The sequence below is a fragment of the Kribbella sp. NPDC051137 genome (assembly GCF_040682535.1).
GTDB classification, from domain to species: Bacteria; Actinomycetota; Actinomycetes; order Propionibacteriales; family Kribbellaceae; genus Kribbella; species Kribbella karoonensis.
Genome location: NZ_JBFBBI010000001.1, coordinates 92,074 through 108,594, shown reverse-complemented (window position 1 = coordinate 108,594; position 16,521 = coordinate 92,074). Strand labels below are relative to the sequence as shown.

The window sequence follows — 16,521 nt, the reverse complement described above, 5'->3', positions numbered from 1 at the left end:
GGGGGCGGATCAGCCTTTGACGGCGCCGCCCATGCTGTTGAGGATGCGTTTCTGCAGCAGGAGGAAGACGGCGATGACGGGTACCAGCGAGATCACCGTGCCGGCCGCGAGCCCGCGGACATCGGTGCCGGCGACGCCGCTGAGGTAGGCGATCCCGAGGGCGATCGGGAACTTGGACTGGCTGGTCAGCACGACCAGCGGCCAGATGAAGCTGTTCCACACCGAGACGAATCCGAGGATCGCGAGCACGGCGAGGGTCGGGGCGACGATCGGTACGCAGATCCGGTAGAAGATCTGGAACTCGTTCGCGCCGTCCACCCGGGCCGCCTCGACCACCTCGTCCGGGATCTGCGCGAACGCCTGGCGGAGCAGGAAGATCCCGAGCGAGGACAGGATGGCCGGCAGGATCACCGACGCGAACGTGTCGGTCAGCCCGAGCTGGCTCATCACCAGGAACCGCGGGATCAGCATCAGCTCGCCGGGCAGGAACATGATCGACAGGAACAGCATGAAGAACACGCCGCGGCCCCGGAACGCGATCCGGGCCAGCGGGTACGCCGTCAGCGCCGACACCACGAGGTACACCGGGACCGTGATCCCGACGTAGACGACCGAGTTCAGCAGGAACCGTGCGTACGGGATCGTCGTCCAGGCCTCGCGGAACCAGTCTCCGACCGGCGGGCGCGGGATCAGGTCGGGCGGGAACCCGAACACGTCCTGACTGGCGGGTTTGGTCGCGGCACTGAGCAGGATCAGGAACGGCCCGACGAACACCAGGGCCACCGCGACAAGCAGGACGTACCACGCGATCCGACGGCTCATCAGACGTCCCTCCGCCGCGTCACCAGCAGGTTGAACCCGGCGAGAACGATCATGATCGCCCACAACAGCAGGCCGACCGCGCTCGCATAGCCCATGTCGTAGTCCTGGAAGGCCTTCGACCAGATGTAGTAGCCGAGCGTGAGGGTGGCGTCGAGCGGACCGCCGCGGGTCAGCACGTACACGGACTCGAAAGCCCGCATCGCCTCGAGCATGCTGAGCACGAGCGTCACCGCGAACGTCGGCCGCAACGCCGGTACGACGACGTACAGCAACCGCTGCCACGGGCCGGCGCCGTCGATCGTCGCGGCCTCGACCTGGTCGGACGGCACCGCCTGGAGCCCGGCGAGGTAGATCATCATGAACAGGCCGGCGTTCTTCCACGCCTCCAGCAGGACGACGGTCGGCAGCGCCCAGTGCCGGTCGAGCAGGAAGTCCGTCGGGCCGGCGCCGAACAGGCCGAGCAGCCAGTTCACGACGCCCTCGCGGTTGAAGACGTAGCGCCAGGCGACTGCCACCGCGACCATCGACGTGATCACCGGCAGGTAGTAGAGCATCCGGAACGCCTGGATCGCGCGCAGCTTCAGGTTCACCAGCATCGCCAGGAACAGTGGCGCGACCACCGTCAACGGCAGGAACATCAGCACGAACAGCAGCGAGTTCCGCAACGCGATCCAGACCCGCGGGTCGTGCGCGAGCCGGACGAAGTTGTCCAGGCCGGAGAAGCGCACCGGATGCACGATGTCGTAGTCCGAGAACGCCAACTGGATCGCGATCACCGCCGGCCAGGCGAACATCGCGGCGTAGAACAGCAGCCCGGGCAGCATGAACGCGTACGGCGTGTACCAGTGCTGGCCGACGACGCGGCCCTTCAGACCCGGCATACATGCTCCTTGTGTCTGAAACCCGGCTTTCAGACCGGAACCGTAGCGCACGATCACGGACAGCCGGAAGCGCTAACTCCAGAAAATTTCTGGCTTGTTCCGTTGACTCCCGCGAGCCGATGGCGAACACTCTGGTGTCTGTAAGTCAGGTTTAGGACATTCCGTTCTGAGGAGCCAATCATGGCCCGACTCCGACTCGCCCTCGTTGCCACCCTGGTACTGGCACTGGCCGGCTGTGTGTCCGGCAGTCCGGCCGGCGGCGGCGACCAGAAGCAGTCCGGCGACGCGTACTCCGGTGACGTCGAGTGGTGGACGATCAACCTGCAGAAGAACTACGGGCCGGACATCCAGAAGTGGATCGACGCGTACCAGAAGGACCACCCGAAGGTGCACATCAAGTGGGTGGACGTGCCGGGGCAGGACATCACCACGAAGCTGCTCGCCGCACTGGCCAGCGGCAAGGTCCCGGACGTCGTGAACTTCACCTCCGCCACCAGCGGGCTGTTCGCCTCCTCGATGGCCGACCTGAACTCGCTGTTCAGCAAGGAGGACGTGGCGGCGTACCTGCCGAACCTGGCGGACCCGTTGGTTGTCGACGGCAAGCGAATCGCGATCCCCTGGTACAACGGCGGTACGTCGCTGGCGTTCTACAACAAGGACCTGCTGGCCAAGGCCGGGTTCGATCCGGCGAAGCCACCGGCGACGTACGACGACGCGCTCGCGCTGGCCACGAAGTACCACGACGCGACCGGCAAGTCCGCGACGAACTTCATGGCGTACTCGACAGTGGTGCAGGCCGACGGCGTCAAGCTGCTCTCCGACGACGGCAAGAAGGCCGCGTTCAACACGCCGGAGACGCTGGCGTTGCTGGAGAAGTTCAAGAAGCTGTTCGACTCGGGTGCGATCGCCCCCGGCAGCCTCGGCGAGAACCAGCGGGACCTGCCGCAGTCGCTGGAGAACAAGCTGATCGCGTTCAACCCGGCGGCGGTGTCCAGCTCGCTGCTCAACGTGCAGAAGAACGCGCCCGCGGTGTACTCGTCGATCGTGGTCGGCCCGCCGGTGACCGGCGCCGACGGCAAGTTCTACATGCCCGGCCAGCAGGTGATGGGAATCCCGGCCAAGTCGGGCCACCAGGCGGCCGCGGCGGCGTGGCTCAAGTACGTCGCGGCGCCCGAGCAGCAGCTCGCGCTCTGCAAGCTGGTGCCGATCTACCCGTCCTCGGTGAAGGCTCTCGAGGATCCGTTCTTCACCGACATCACCGGGACGACGCCGGCCGACCAGGCCCGGAAGATCCTCCTCGACACCTTCAAGCAGAGCGTGGACGCGTCGATGGGCTCCGGGAACGACGAGCAGCTGCGGCAGCTGTTCGACGACCAGGTCCGGGCGTACATGTCCGGGACGAAGACCGCTCAGCAGGCGCTGGACGCCGCCGAGAAGGCCTGGAACGACACACTGGCGAAGGGCAAGTGACTTGATGGACACGCTACGGATCGGGATCGTCGGCGCCGGGATCATGGGGCGGGGCAACGCGTTGTCGTTGTCCGCCCGGCCGGACGCAGTCATCACCGCGGTCACCAGCCGATCGGCCGCGTCGGCCGAGCAGCTGGCCGACGAGATCGGCGGCCGCGGCGCCCGGCCGGAGGTGTATCCCGATCTCGCCGCGCTGCTGGCGAGTGGTTCGGTGGACGCGGTCGTGCTGACCACGCCGGACGACGTCCACGGCGAGATGATGGTGCAGGCGGCCGCGGCCGGGAAGCACATCCTGGTCGAGAAGCCGATGACCACGTCGGTCGCGGAGGCGGACGCCGCGGTGGCTGCGATCCGGGCGAACGACGTGGTCGCGATGTGCCTGTTCAACCACCGGTGGGTGCCGGCGTACGCGCAGGCCCACGAGCTGCTCGCGGATCTCGGCGAGGGTGCGGTCGCGTACGCGCGGAAGGACGACACGATCTTCGTGCCGACCGAGATGCTGTCCTGGGCGGACCGGACGACGTGCGCCTGGTTCCTGTCGAGCCACGACATCGACCTGGTGTCGTGGTTGCTCCGCGACCAGGTGCGACGGGTGTACGCGACGGCACGCTGGGGCAAGCTGCGGTCGCTCGGGATCGACACCCCGGACGCGATCCAGATCCAGGCGGAGTACTCGCGCGGCGCGGTGGCGACGTTCGAGTCGGCCTGGATCTACCCGAACACCTTCCCGACGACGGTGGACTCGTACGTCTCGGTGATCGCCGACAACGGCGTCGTACAGCTCGACCGGCAGCGGGAGAGCGTCGTACTGGCGCGGCCGGACGCCTACACGTATCCGCGGAACATGCTGCAGCGGGTGATGCACGGGATCCCGTCCGGTGCGTACGCCGACGCGATCGCGCACTGGGTCGACTGCTGCCGGACCGGACGCCAACCGCTGATCACGATCGAGAGCAGCCGGGACGTGACCGCCGTACTGGAGGCCGCGCACCGGTCGATCGAGACGCGGCAGCCGGTCGAGGTCTCGTGAGCCCGGGTCCCGAGAAGCCGCGGCACATCGACGGCCGGATCAACCGGATCTCGACCGCCGAGCTGCTGAAGGCCTTCGGCTCGCCGGCCGGCGATCTTGCCGGCCTTCGTGCGTTCGTGGCGGCTCAGATGCGCCCGCCTGCTTGGCCTCTCTCGTGTACTGATGACGCGTTGGCGGCTGCCGCTCCGCTGCTGCAGGGTGTCGACGTCACGGGGAGCGGTCTTGGGCGCTCACAGCTCTACGGCTTCCACTACCTCGGCTGGTTGCTGCCCGGTGTGCAGGCATGGAAGCTGACCGGTGATCTCCGCTATCTGCAGGCTTTTGAGCAGCACCTGGACGACTGGGTCTCCCAACGTGACTCGGTTGTCGGCGAATGGCCGGGACTGGACCCTATCTGGTACTCGCTGGGCACCTGGGCTCGTTGCCGGAGCCTCTTGCCGACTCTTGAGGTATTGACGTCGTCCCCGCTCTCGGACCGCGTCTGGGGCCGGCTGGTCGCGACACTCGTGGGAGGCGCACGGTGGGCGTACGACGAGCATGACGTGTTCCGGCACGGGAACTGGCAATTGGTGTGTGCTACCGAATTGCTGCATCTCAGTGCCGTGCTGCCGTCTCTGGTGGAGTCTGCGGCGTGGGCGTCGCGTGCCAGGGAGCGGATCGAGGAGCACCTGCTGCTGGACGTGTACCCGGACGGCGGGCACTACGAGAGGTCGCCCGGGTACCACCGGATGGTCCTGACCGCTCTGCAGACGGCCGCGCGCATCGATCCGGCGGTGGCGGCACATCCCCGGTTCGCCGCCATGCATACGTGGATGGGCGAGATTGTGTCGTCTGGCGGGTGGATGCCGCACCTGCAGGACAGTGGGATCGAGTGGCCGGCTGAGTCGTTGCAGCGCGGTAGCCGGCTGCTGAAGGCGCAGCCTGCCGCCGAGTTGGCCCCGTCGACAGTGCTGCCGGAGTCGGGATACACGATCCTGCGCGGTGCGGACGTGCGAGCGGTGATCAACCACGGGCCGCACATCGAGCATGAGCTGGAGTCGCACTCGCACCGGGCGGTGCTCGACCTGGTGGTGGACGGGTGGCAGCGGCCGTTGCTGTGGGAGGCAGGTGGTCCGCCGAGCTACGACGATCCGTCGTACCTGACCTGGTACCAGTCGGGAGTCGGGCACAACACGGTGGTGGTGGACGGCCGGGAGCTGTCGACCGAGCGGGGTCTGCAGGTCGACGCGCTGGTGGACACGGGTCCGGTCGCGGTCTTCTCCGGGCGGCACAGCGGGTACGGGTTGCCCCAGGCGCGGACGATTGTCATGGTGCGCGAGGAGCCGACGTACTTCGTGGTGTCCGACCAGGTCGACGCGAGGTCCAGTGCGTACTGGCATGCGCTGCAACCGTGGCGGGAGGTCGCGCCGGGTTCGTACGACGCCGCCGCGCCGGACGGCCCCGGCCTGCTGCTGATCGACGTGGCCGCCACCACGGCCGAGCTCACCGAGGGTGTTGCCCGCCGGCCGCTCCTTGATGAGCGCTCGGCTGAGTACGGTCCGCTGCATTCGCTCACGTTCACCCGAGCCGTTGGGGACTTCACCACGCTGCTGGTACCGCACGCGCGGAGCGAGGCGCCCCAGGTGTCGGTGGAGCGGGACGGGGGTGAACTGGTGATCACCTTCGGGGAAACCGTTGATCGCCTGAGTACGTCGAGGTGTACCCGCACCGTCGACGGGAGGTTGTCGTGGGCCTCCGGCTGGCGGGTACGGGACCTGCCCGGACTGCTCCGCTCCTCGAACGACGTCGACGTACTGGCGACGCTGACCGACGACCGCATCCGTTGCGAGGTCGACGTCTCTGCCCGCTGTGGGCTGTGGATCCGCTTGCGCGGGGGCATCCGGCTGAACGGTATCGCGGTCGACGCCGTCGTCGAGGACGACTGGGCACATCTCACCCTCCCGTACGCCGGCCGCTGGACCGTGGACGCGGGGTCGCGATGATCGAGGGGTGGTTCGATGCACGAGTGGTGACGGGCATGCATCCCCGGAGCCTGCTCCCGGCGACGGACCGGGCCGGGATCGCCGCTCACCTCGAGCGGTTCGCGTTGTCCGGCGCGCTGGTCAGCGCGATGGCCTCGTGGCTGCACGACCCGATCGGCGGGAACCGGGAAGCGTCCGCCGTCGCCCACGATCTGGCTGATCGTGGCGTACTCGCCTGCTGGACCGCGGTACCTGCAACGCCCGGCGAGCTGGACTCGCTGGGCGCGTTGGTCGGCCGTGCGCTCGACGACGGCGTGGCCGCGTTCCGGATCCATCCTGCGTCGCACGGCTACTCCCCCGAGTTGCTCCGCGAGTTGTACGAAGCACTCGAAGCGAACCACCTCCCGTTGTGTGTCGACGCGGCCGAGCTCTCCTGGGCGGACCTCGGCGCGATCGCGGACCGGTACCCCGGGCTCCCGATCGTCATCTCCGCCCTCGGCTACCGGAAGCTCCGCGAACTCTGGGCGGCACTCGATGGTCACCCCAACGTTCACGTCGACCTCGTCGACTTCGCCGCGCACCAGGGCGCCGAATGGCTCGCCGCGAACGGCCTCGCCGACCGCCTCCTGTTCGCGACCGGCTTCGGTGTCCGCGACCCCGGCGAGAGCGTGGTCCGGCTGGCCTGGTCGGGCCTCGACGATGCCACGGTCCACCAGGTCGGCGTCGGCAACGCCCGCCGTCTGTTCTTCGGGGACCGGCCGTGATCGGGCGTCGGCCGCAGTACCGCAGCGTCGACGTGCACGCGCACCTCGGCCCGTACTCGCTGTTCTTCATCCCCCAGCCGGACGTTGCGACGATGGTCGCGGTAATGGATGCCACCGGCACCGACGTCACCGTGCTCGCGGCCAACCGCGCGATCCAGCAGGACGCGCACCTCGGCAACTCCCAGTCCCTCGCCGCGGTCGACGCGTACCCGGACCGGATCGCGGCGTACGCGGTGGTCAACCCGTGGCAGGACCCGGAACGCGAGCTCGCCCGGCTCGCCGAGGACGAGCGCTTCGTCGGCATCAAGGTGCACCCGAGCCTGCACCACTACCCCGTCACCGGTGCCCGGTACGCCGCGGTCTGGAAGTTCGCCGCCGACACGGGCTGCCCGGTGCTCACCCACTCCGAGCACAGGTCGCCGTACGACTCTCCCGCCATGTTCGAGGAGGTCGCCGAACGCTACCCGGGTACGTCGGTGATTCTCGGACACGCGGGGATCACCCCGCCCGGCGTGGACGAGGCGATCGCGGCGGCGAGCCGGTACGAGTCGCTGCTGCTCGAGGTGTGCGGCTCGCACATGACCGGGCCGCTGATCCGCTCGATGGTCGACCGGGTCGGCAGCGACCGGGTGCTGTTCGGCTCGGACTTCCCGTTCATCGACCAGCGGATGTCGCTCGGCCGGGTGGTGTGCGCACCGCTGACGGAGGGGCAGCGTCAAGATGTTCTCAGCGGGAACGCCCGCAAGCTGTTCCGGTGGCGGCCGCTGCCGGGGGGCCGGGAGAACGAGGGACTGACGGATGACTGACGAGACGCTGCCGGCGGTGACGGTCGGCCTGTTCGGGCCGCGGCGGCTGGTGAAGACGATGGCGGAGGTGGGCCAGGAGGTCGCGGAACGGTCCGCCCACGGCATCCGGTTCCTCACCGGCGGGTACGACGACCAGTCCGAGGCGGAGGAGCGCTACCTGCGGCTGCGGGACCGGATCGACTCGGCGGTGTTCCCCGGCCCGTGGGCGTTCGACCTGGCGACGACCGGCCACTGGCTGACCGTCCCGTCCACCCACCTGCCGCTGACCGGCGCCGCGCTGTACGCGGCCCTGCTGCGGGCGTCGCTGACGATCGAGGACGTCGACCTCAGCCGGGTCAGCATCGACTCGCTCTCCCTCGCCGACGTCGCGGAGGCGTACGGCGAGATCGGCCTGGACACCGCCGAGGTGTACGACGTGCCGTACGAGGGGCCCGCCTCCGTCGACGGGTTCGCGGCGTTCCACCAGGAGAAGTACGAGCGGCAGCACACCACGGTCGCGCTGACCACGATCCTGTCGGTCGAACGGGACCTGCAGGCGGCCGGCGTACCCGTGCTGCGGATCGCGCCGACACGGTCGAGTGTGCGGGACGCGTTGGAGACCGCAGTACTACTGGGACAAGGCACGCGTATGGGGGCGCACCAGTTGGCGATGATCGCCGTACAGGTCATTCCGTCGCGTGCCGAGTCCGGGGACTACTGGCAGCAGGAACTGGCGCTGCTGACGCACCAGAAGCTGCTGTCCGAGGCACGGCAGGTGGGGGCGTCCGTCACGCGCCGCTCGGACACCCTGTTCCTGGTGACCACGACGTACGGCGCCTTGGTGCGGCTAACCGAGCAGTTCGCCTTCGCACCCTTCCTAGGTGCGTTGACGGCGCAGCTCGGCGTACCTGTCGCTGTAGGCGCTGGAACGGGCCAGACCGCTCGTGCTGCTGAGGCCAACGCGCTGATGGCTGTTGAGGAGTCCGTAGCAGCCGGTGGGAAGGTGGCCGTGTACCTGGACGGCAGCAGCGAACGGTTGGACCTGGAGCCAGGCCCTGCCACCACGGACGCCGCACCGGATGAGACGCCGATCGACCAACGGGCGCTAGAGATCGTCACGTCGATCGCCTCCGCCATGAGCCCCGCCCCCGGCCGGCAGGTCGTGGTGGACGTCGAGAGCGTCGCCGCGATCATGCAGGTCACCCAGCGCACCGGCCGCCGCATGTTGAAGGAACTGGTCGACGCAGGCCTCGCGTGGCCGTTGCCTCCGGCACGATCCACCGGCGGAGGCCGGCCACGCCAGCAGTTCCGGCTGTTGACCGAGAAGCTCGACTGACCGCCCTTGGAGGACGCTGTGCACACCCAAGCCGACCGTCTGTACGCCCGTGCCAAGCAGGTGATCGCGGGAGGAGTGTCCAGCGACGCCCGCCGCGCCGAGCACCCGCTTTTCGTGGACCACGCCAGCGGAGCCGAGCTGTGGGACGTGGACGGCAACCGGTACGTCGACTACGTGCTCGGCCAGGGCCCTAACCTGCTCGGCCACGCCTCCCCGCTGGTTGCCGACGCGGTGGCAGCACAGGTACGCCGTGGTGTCGCGTACGCCGCACAGCACGAATTGGAGGCAGAGGTCGCCGAACGCCTGTGCAGCATGATCCCGGCGGCCGAACTGGTCCGCTTCAACAGCGTTGGGTCGGAGGCGGTGCACGGCGCGCTCCGGCTGGCCCGTGGGCACACCGGGCGGCCGAAGATCGTGAAGTTCGAAGGCAACTACCACGGCTGGCTCGACCCGGTGCTGTACAGCGTGCACCCTGACCTCGCACTCGCCGGCGACGCCCGGCACCCGACCGCGGTCGGCGGTACGGCGGGTCAGCCGCGGCACGACGCGGACGACCTCATCGTGCTGCCGTACAACGACCTTCAGGCGGTCGAGGAGGTCATGGCCGACGACATCGCCGCCGTCATCCTCGAGCCGCTGCTCTGCAACACCGGCTGCATCACCCCACAACCCGGTTACCTCGAAGGATTGCGTGAACTGACCCGTCAGCACGGTTCTTTGCTCATCTTCGACGAGATCATCACCGGCTTCCGGGTCGCCCCGGGCGGCGCCGGTGAGCTGCTGAACGTCGTACCCGACCTGGCCGCCTTCGGGAAGGCGATGGCCGGCGGTATGCAGGTGTCGGCACTGGTCGGATCCCGCGAGGTGATGACGACGATCGCCGACGGGAAGGTCGCGCACGCCGGCACGTTCAACTCGCACCCGGTCGCGATGGCCGCGGCAGACGCGGTACTGCGTCATCTCGACGAGCACCGTGCCGCGGTCTACCCGCCGTTGAACGCGATGGGGCTCCGGTTGATGGACGGGCTGCGTTCCGCGGCGGCACGGCACGGCGTACCGCTGCTGGTCGACGGCCCCGGACCGGTGTTCCAGACGTACATCACGGACCAGGCCGAGGTCACCGACTACCGCTCGTTCGCCGCCTGCGACCGGGCCGCGATGGCTCGCTTCCACGCGGGGCTGTTCGCTGCCGGGATCAACATCGTCCCGCGTGGACTGTGGTTCCTGTCCACCGAGCACACCGCGGCCCAGGTCGACGAGACTATTGCGGCAGCAGACTCGGTGCTTGCTGCCCTGTAGGCACCGGGTCGAACGGCTTGCGGTCCTGGTTGCACGTCGTACCGTCCGCGGGTGCCTTCAGCTCGGTCAGGTACTGCGTGGTGAGCCGGTCGGCGCAGGCGCTCTTGCCGATCGTCGTGTGGCCCCAGCCCTCGACCGTCACCATGCGGGCGTCCGGGTAGAGGTCGGCGTACGGCCGGGTGGCCTGGTACGGCGTGGCCGGGTCGTGGCGGGTACCGAAGACCAGCACGGGCTGCTTGACCTTGTTCTGCCACGGGCCGAGGAACGCGTCCTGGTCGCGGATGCCGAGAAACTCGCACTGGATGCCGATCCAGGCCCGGTACGCCCCGAAGTGCGGCGCACGCTTGTCCGCCGCCGCGGCGTACGCGGGGTAGGCCAGCGGGCGGCCGGACTGCCTCGCCTCGACACAAGGCTGCAGGGCGGTGCCGATCGAGGCGTAGTCCTCCTGGCGCCGGTGCCAGTCGACGATCGCCTGCGGCGCCTTGACCGTGGCGAGACTCCGGTTCGTGCTCGCCAACTGCACCCACATGTCGGCGAGCGCCGGGTAACCGTTGGGGTCGTAGAGGCTGGAGAAGGTGACCGCCACCGCAAGGGCGTACGTCATCTTCACCGTGGATCCGTCCGGCAGCGGGAAGTCGACAGGGTGCGTCTTCAGCCGCTCCAGCGTGCCCTCGACGACCGTCTTCGGGTCACCGAGGCGGTTCAGCGAACAGTTCGCGCCGGCCTTCTTGCACTCGGCAAGGAACTGCTCGTAGGTGTCGTACGCGCCCTCGCCCTGGCGCATCCGGACGCCGACCGGCGACTTGTCACCGTCCGAGCCCGAGTACCACTCCGGGAGCAGCGTGCCGTCGAGGACCAGCGCCCGTACCTTGTGCGGGAACAGCTTGGCGTACGTCGCACCGAGGTACGTGCCGTACGAGTAGCCGACGTACGAGAGCTTGTCGTCGCCGACCGCCTGCCGGAGCAGGTCCATGTCCCGGGCGACGTTCGCGGTCGAGTAGTGCGCCAGCCGGTCCGGGGACGTCGTACGGCAGTTGATCGCGAGCTTCGCGCCGTCGACGATGAACTGGCGCTCCTCCTTCGCCCCCAGCGGGAACGGCGGGACATTCGCCAGCGCCTTGGTCTCGTCGGCCTTGGTCGGGTAGCAGGTCGCCGGGTCGGAGCCGCCGACCCCGCGCGGGTCGAAGCCGAGGATGTCGAACCTCGCCCGGACCTCCGGCGAGTAGATCTGCTGTCCGGCCTGGTGGACGAACTCGACACCTGACCCACCGGGACCGCCGGGGTTCGTGAACAGCGTGCCGATCCGGTGCGCCGGGTCGGTGGCCGGCAGCCGGGTCAGCGCGATCGTGGTGGTCGCACCGTGCGGGTTGTCGTAGTCGGTCGGGACCTCGACACTCGCGCACTGGAACGGCTTCAGCTTCGGGTCGGTCCCGCAGCTCCCCCACGCGATCTTCGGAACGACGGACTTCGCCTGCGCGACGGCAGTCGTCATCGGCGTGAGCAGCACCAGGGCCAGGCCGGCGACCGCCAGCCTTCGAACGATTCTTCTGGGCGTCATGTCACCGACCGTAGGCGCGCGGCTTCTCCGGTCGCGTCCACCACGAGAAGGAGGCCGGGAACCCACCTACTGGTGGACTCCCGGCCTCCTTTCCAAGCCTGAAGTGCTAGGCGCTCTTCTCGCGGCGGTCGCGCTTGGTGCGCTCGATCTGGTCGCGCGGGATCAACGTCGGGTTGACGTTCTCCAGCACCACCTCACCGGTGACGACGACCTTCGCGACGTCCTCGCGGCTCGGCACCTCGTACATCACGTTCAGCAGGACCTCTTCCATGATCGCCCGCAGACCGCGCGCGCCGGTGCCGCGGAGCAGCGCCTGGTCGGCGATCGCCTCGACCGCGTCGTCGCTGAACTCCAGCTCGACGTTGTCGATCTCGAACAGCCGCCGGTACTGCTTGACCAGCGCGTTCTTCGGCTCGGAGAGGATCTTGATCAGGGCCTCGCGGTCCAGCGGCGACACCGTGGTGATCACCGGGAGCCGGCCGATGAACTCCGGGATCAACCCGAACTTGAGCAGGTCCTCCGGCATCACGTCGGCGTACCCGCCGAGCTCCTTCGGCTTCTCCGGCTCACGCACGGCGTTGAAGCCGAGGGACTTCTTGCCGACCCGCTGCTCGACCATGTGGTCCAGGCCGGCGAACGCACCGCCGACGATGAACAACACGTTGGTCGTGTCGATCTGGATGAACTCCTGGTGCGGGTGCTTGCGGCCGCCCTGCGGAGGCACGCTCGCGGTCGTCCCTTCGAGGATCTTCAGCAGCGCCTGCTGCACGCCCTCGCCGGAGACGTCCCGGGTGATCGACGGGTTCTCGCTCTTACGGGCGATCTTGTCGACCTCGTCGATGTAGATGATCCCGGTCTCGGCCTTCTTGACGTCGTAGTCCGCGGCCTGGATCAGCTTCAGCAGGATGTTCTCGACGTCCTCGCCGACGTACCCGGCCTCGGTCAGCGCGGTCGCGTCCGCGATCGCGAACGGGACGTTCAGCATCCGGGCGAGAGTCTGCGCGAGGTACGTCTTGCCGCAGCCCGTCGGGCCGATCAGCAGGATGTTCGACTTGGCCAGCTCGACGGCCTCGTCCTTCGCGTGCCGGCCGGCGCTGGAGGCGCCCTGGCCGTCGCGGACCCGCTTGTAGTGGTTGTAGACCGCCACCGCGAGTGCCTTCTTGGCCACGTCCTGACCGACGACGTACGCATTGAGGAAGTCGTAGATCTCCCGCGGCTTCGGGAGCTCGGTGAGACCGACCTCGGAGCCCTCGTTCAGCTCCTCCTCGATGATCTCGTTGCAGAGATCGATGCATTCGTCGCAGATGTAGACGCCGGGACCGGCGATGAGCTTCTTGACCTGCTTCTGGCTCTTGCCGCAGAACGAGCACTTGAGCAGGTCACCGCCGTCACCAATGCGTGCCACCGGGACAGATCCCTTCTATGCGCAGTCGGACCGATTCGACGGTACCCCGTACGGGGCCCAAAAACCGCGCCCGCCACCGGGTTGTGACTACGCCGGTGGCGAACGCGTCAGGCTCTTGACAGCCGGTCAGACCGGCGGGACCTGATCTGAACCTGTTCAGACGCCGGCCGGGACCGGGGCCTTCAGAGACTCGAACACCTGGTCGATCAGGCCGTACTCGACGGCCTGCTCGGCGGTCAGGAACTTGTCCCGCTCGATGTCGCGGGACACCTCCTGGATGTCCTTGCCGCTCGCGTCGGCGATCATCTTCTCCAGCAGCGCGCGCAGCCGGAGGATCTCGTTGGCCTGGATCTCGATGTCGCTCGACTGGCCGTAGGTGCCCTCGGTGGCCGGCTGGTGGATGATGATCCGGCTGTTCGGCAGCGCGAACCGCTTGCCCGGCGTACCGGCGGCGAGCAGCACCGCGGCGGCCGAGGCGGCCTGGCCCAGGCACACCGTCGAGACGTCCGGCTTGATGTAGCGGATCGTGTCGTAGATCGCGGTCAGCGCGGTGAACGAGCCGCCCGGGGAGTTGATGTAGATGCTGATGTCGCGGTCGGAGTCCATCGACTGCAGGCAGAGCAGCTGCGCCATCACGGCGTTCGCGATCTCGTCGCTGATCGGCGTCCCGAGGAAGATGATCCGGTCCTCGAACAGCTTCGTGTACGGGTCGATCCGGCGCATGCCGTACGACGTGCGCTCCTCCCACTGCGGGATGAAGTAGTTCATGGTGCGTCCTTAACTGACGGAGTGGGAGATCAGGAGTTCGGGCTGCCCTGGCTGAGCTGGGCGGCGCTGCTGACCACGTGGTCGATGAAGCCGTACTCCTTCGCCTGGTCGGCGGTGAACCAACGGTCCCGGTCGGCGTCGCTCTCCACCTGCTCGAGCGGCTGGCTGGTGTGCTCGGAGATCAGCCTGAACAGCAGCGCCTTGAGGTGCAGCGACTGCTCCGCCTGGATCTTGATGTCCGAGGCCGTACCGCCCATGCCGCCGGACGGCTGGTGCATCATGACCCGCGTGTGCGGCAGCGCGAACCGCTTGTTCTTCGCGCCGGCGCAGAGCAGGAACTGGCCCATCGAGGCGGCCAGGCCCATGCCGACGGTGGCGACGTCGTTCGAGATCCACTGCATGGTGTCGTAGATCGCCATGCCGGAGTCCACCGAGCCACCCGGCGAGTTGATGTACAGCCAGATGTCCGCGTTGGGATCCTGAGCGTTCAGCAGCAGCATCTGCGCGATGATCGCGTTCGAGTTGTCGTCGCGAACCTCGGACCCCAGGAAGATGATCCGGTTTTTCCGCAACTCCCGGTAGATGTCGTTTTCGTCTCCGCCGGATCCGTTACCGCCCGCGGCGGTGGGGTTGGCTGCAAATGTCTCGTTCACGAACCCGACATTACTGGTCCGTGGCGACAGACCTAAGGCTGGGCCGGAGGTGTTCGCTCACGGCGCACCGCTCGGCTCCCCGTCGTCTGCTGTCAGCTGATCCGGGAACAAATCACCAGCCGCAGAGCACGACCGAGCCGGACTCCTCGACGGTTGTCTCGTCAGGTACTTCGCGGAGTTCCGGCCGGTCGGCGTCCCGCCGTACCTCGGGCTCCTCCAGCAGCGCGGCCACACCCGCCTCCTCCGCTCGGAAATCGTTTCACCGAGCACGCTAGGCGAGGAACTTAACAACCGGATCGCGAACGTACGACGGCATGCGAACGGCCCGGACCCACTACAGGGTCCGGGCCGCCGCGTCTCGTTCCGGAGGGTCAGGCCTTCGCGGGCTCCGGCTCCTCGGCGCTCTCCTCGGCAGCCTCGGCGGCCTCCGGGTCGGCGTACGTGCCGTCCGGCTGCAGGGTCTTCAGCTCGACCGTGTTGCCGGAGGCGTCGGTGACCTTGGCGTTCTCCACCAGGTACGCCAGCGCCTTGCCGCGGACGACCTCGGAGACCAGGCTCGGGACCAGGTTGTTCTCGACCGCGTGCTGCGCGAACTGGTCCGGGCTGACGCCGGAACGCTGCGCGTGCCGGACGATGTGCTCGGTCAGCTCCTGGTCGTTGACGCTCAGCTCCTGCTGCTCGGCCACCAGGTCCAGCACGAACTGCGCCTTGATCGCGTCCTCGGAGCGCTTCTTCAGGTCCTCGTCGAACTCTTCCTGGGTCTGCTCCTCACCCTCGAGGAACTGCTCCATGGTCATCCCGGAGTACCCGAGCTGCTGCTCCAGGTTCTCCTTGCGGGCGGCCAGCTCGTCGGTCAGCAGGCCCTCGGGGACCGGCACGTCGACCAGCGTCAGGATCTTCTCCAGGACCGCGTCCCGCGCCTCGCCGGCCTGCTCGAGCCGCTTGCCGCGCTCCAGCCGGGTCTGCACGTCGGCCTTCAGCTCGTCGGCGGTGTCGAACTCCGACGCGGTCTGCGCGAACTCGTCGTCGAACTCCGGGAGCTCCTGCTCCTTGACCGCGGTCACCGTCACCTCGACGTCGACGTCCTCGCCCTTCAGCGAGCCGCCCACGAGCTGGGTGACGAACGTCTTCTTCTCGCCCGCGCTCAGGCCGATGACCGCCTCGTCCAGGCCGTCCAGCAGCTGGCCGGAGCCGACCTGGTACGACAGGCCGGTGGCCTGCGCCTCCTCGACCTTCTCGCCGTCCTTGCTGGCGGAGAGGTCGATCGTGATGAAGTCCTTGTCCGCGGTCGCGCGCTCGACCGGGTTCAGCGAGCCGAACCGCTGGCGCAGCGACTCGATCTGCTCGTCGACCTCGTCGTCGGAGATCGCGAGGTCCTCGACCGACGCCTCCAGACCCTCCAGGTCCGGCAGCGTGATCTCCGGGCGAACCTCGACCTCGGCGGAGAACTGCAGGCTCTCCTTGTCGTTGAACTCGGTCACGTCGACCTCGGGCCGGCCGATCGCCTTGACCTGGTTGTCGCTGACCGCCTGCGAGTACAGCTTCGGAAGCGCGTCGTTGATCGCCTCCTCGAGCACCGGCCCGCGGCCGACCCGCTGGTCGATCACCTGCGGCGGGATCTTGCCCTTGCGGAAGCCCGGCACCACGATCTGCTGGCCGATGCTCTTGTACGCCGCGTCGAGGCTCGGCTTGAGCTCCTCGAACGGCACCTCGACGATGAGCTTGACCTTGGTCGGGCTCAAGGACTCGACGGTGCTCTTCACGGTGGCGGTTCTCCTTGATTCGGTGA

General features: G+C 68.2%; 14 protein-coding genes. 7 read left to right on the top strand and 7 right to left on the bottom strand.

Features of this window, described 5'->3' with window-relative positions; translation table 11 throughout:
* Window positions 1–9: 9 nt before the first annotated feature.
* On the bottom strand, window positions 10–822 hold the full coding sequence (locus AB0M51_RS00535; protein ID WP_344190428.1) for a carbohydrate ABC transporter permease: 813 nt from the start codon (window positions 820–822) through the stop codon (window positions 10–12).
* Window positions 822–1,703, bottom strand: a complete 882-nt coding sequence (locus AB0M51_RS00530) for a sugar ABC transporter permease (RefSeq protein ID WP_344190431.1) — start codon at window positions 1,701–1,703, stop codon at window positions 822–824. Before AB0M51_RS00530 ends, AB0M51_RS00535 begins: the two co-directional genes overlap by 1 nt.
* A gap of 180 nt (window positions 1,704–1,883) precedes the next feature.
* On the opposite strand from AB0M51_RS00530, the gene AB0M51_RS00525 reads away from it, so the two are divergent.
* The 7 genes from AB0M51_RS00525 to AB0M51_RS00495 are packed head-to-tail and all read left to right on the top strand — an operon-like array spanning window position 1,884 to window position 10,348.
* The gene (locus AB0M51_RS00525) at window positions 1,884–3,173 is read left to right on the top strand and encodes a sugar ABC transporter substrate-binding protein (RefSeq protein ID WP_344190433.1); all 1,290 of its coding nucleotides are present in this window, start codon (window positions 1,884–1,886) and stop codon (window positions 3,171–3,173) included.
* 4 nt (window positions 3,174–3,177) lie between these two features.
* Window positions 3,178–4,203: a Gfo/Idh/MocA family oxidoreductase gene (locus AB0M51_RS00520; protein ID WP_344190435.1), complete on the top strand. Its 1,026-nt coding sequence runs from the start codon at window positions 3,178–3,180 to the stop codon at window positions 4,201–4,203.
* Complete coding sequence (locus tag AB0M51_RS00515) at window positions 4,200–6,185, top strand: heparinase II/III family protein (RefSeq protein ID WP_344190437.1); 1,986 nt, start codon at window positions 4,200–4,202, stop codon at window positions 6,183–6,185. The genes AB0M51_RS00520 and AB0M51_RS00515 overlap by 4 nt, the downstream gene beginning before the upstream one ends.
* A 35-nt stretch (window positions 6,186–6,220) precedes the next feature.
* Window positions 6,221–6,928, top strand: a complete 708-nt coding sequence (locus AB0M51_RS00510) for an amidohydrolase family protein (RefSeq protein ID WP_344190439.1) — start codon at window positions 6,221–6,223, stop codon at window positions 6,926–6,928.
* Entirely contained in the window at window positions 6,925–7,734 is an 810-nt protein-coding gene (locus tag AB0M51_RS00505; protein WP_344190441.1) for an amidohydrolase family protein, read from the top strand. The genes AB0M51_RS00510 and AB0M51_RS00505 overlap by 4 nt, the downstream gene beginning before the upstream one ends.
* Complete coding sequence (locus AB0M51_RS00500; RefSeq protein WP_344190443.1) at window positions 7,727–9,049, top strand: hypothetical protein; 1,323 nt, start codon at window positions 7,727–7,729, stop codon at window positions 9,047–9,049. The genes AB0M51_RS00505 and AB0M51_RS00500 overlap by 8 nt, the downstream gene beginning before the upstream one ends.
* A gap of 18 nt (window positions 9,050–9,067) precedes the next feature.
* Window positions 9,068–10,348 carry a glutamate-1-semialdehyde 2,1-aminomutase gene (locus AB0M51_RS00495; protein ID WP_344190445.1) on the top strand — a complete coding sequence of 427 codons (1,281 nt, stop codon included), beginning with the start codon at window positions 9,068–9,070 and terminating at the stop codon, window positions 10,346–10,348.
* Here AB0M51_RS00495 and AB0M51_RS00490 read toward each other — a convergent pair.
* The 5 genes from AB0M51_RS00490 to tig all read right to left on the bottom strand — a co-directional run bounded on the left by AB0M51_RS00490 (window position 10,311) and on the right by tig (window position 16,495).
* The gene (locus AB0M51_RS00490) at window positions 10,311–11,906 is read right to left on the bottom strand and encodes an alpha/beta hydrolase (RefSeq protein ID WP_344190447.1); all 1,596 of its coding nucleotides are present in this window, start codon (window positions 11,904–11,906) and stop codon (window positions 10,311–10,313) included. The genes AB0M51_RS00495 and AB0M51_RS00490 overlap by 38 nt on opposite strands.
* 106 nt (window positions 11,907–12,012) lie before the next feature.
* Window positions 12,013–13,311 carry an ATP-dependent Clp protease ATP-binding subunit ClpX gene (gene clpX / locus AB0M51_RS00485; protein ID WP_344190449.1) on the bottom strand — a complete coding sequence of 433 codons (1,299 nt, stop codon included), beginning with the start codon at window positions 13,309–13,311 and terminating at the stop codon, window positions 12,013–12,015.
* Between the two features lie 156 nt (window positions 13,312–13,467).
* On the bottom strand, window positions 13,468–14,079 hold the full coding sequence (locus tag AB0M51_RS00480) for an ATP-dependent Clp protease proteolytic subunit (protein WP_344190451.1): 612 nt from the start codon (window positions 14,077–14,079) through the stop codon (window positions 13,468–13,470).
* A gap of 29 nt (window positions 14,080–14,108) precedes the next feature.
* Complete coding sequence (locus tag AB0M51_RS00475; RefSeq protein ID WP_344190453.1) at window positions 14,109–14,732, bottom strand: ATP-dependent Clp protease proteolytic subunit; 624 nt, start codon at window positions 14,730–14,732, stop codon at window positions 14,109–14,111.
* A 371-nt stretch (window positions 14,733–15,103) separates the two neighbouring features.
* Window positions 15,104–16,495: a trigger factor gene (gene tig / locus AB0M51_RS00470; protein ID WP_344190455.1), complete on the bottom strand. Its 1,392-nt coding sequence runs from the start codon at window positions 16,493–16,495 to the stop codon at window positions 15,104–15,106.
* Between the last annotated feature and the right edge of the window lie 26 nt (window positions 16,496–16,521).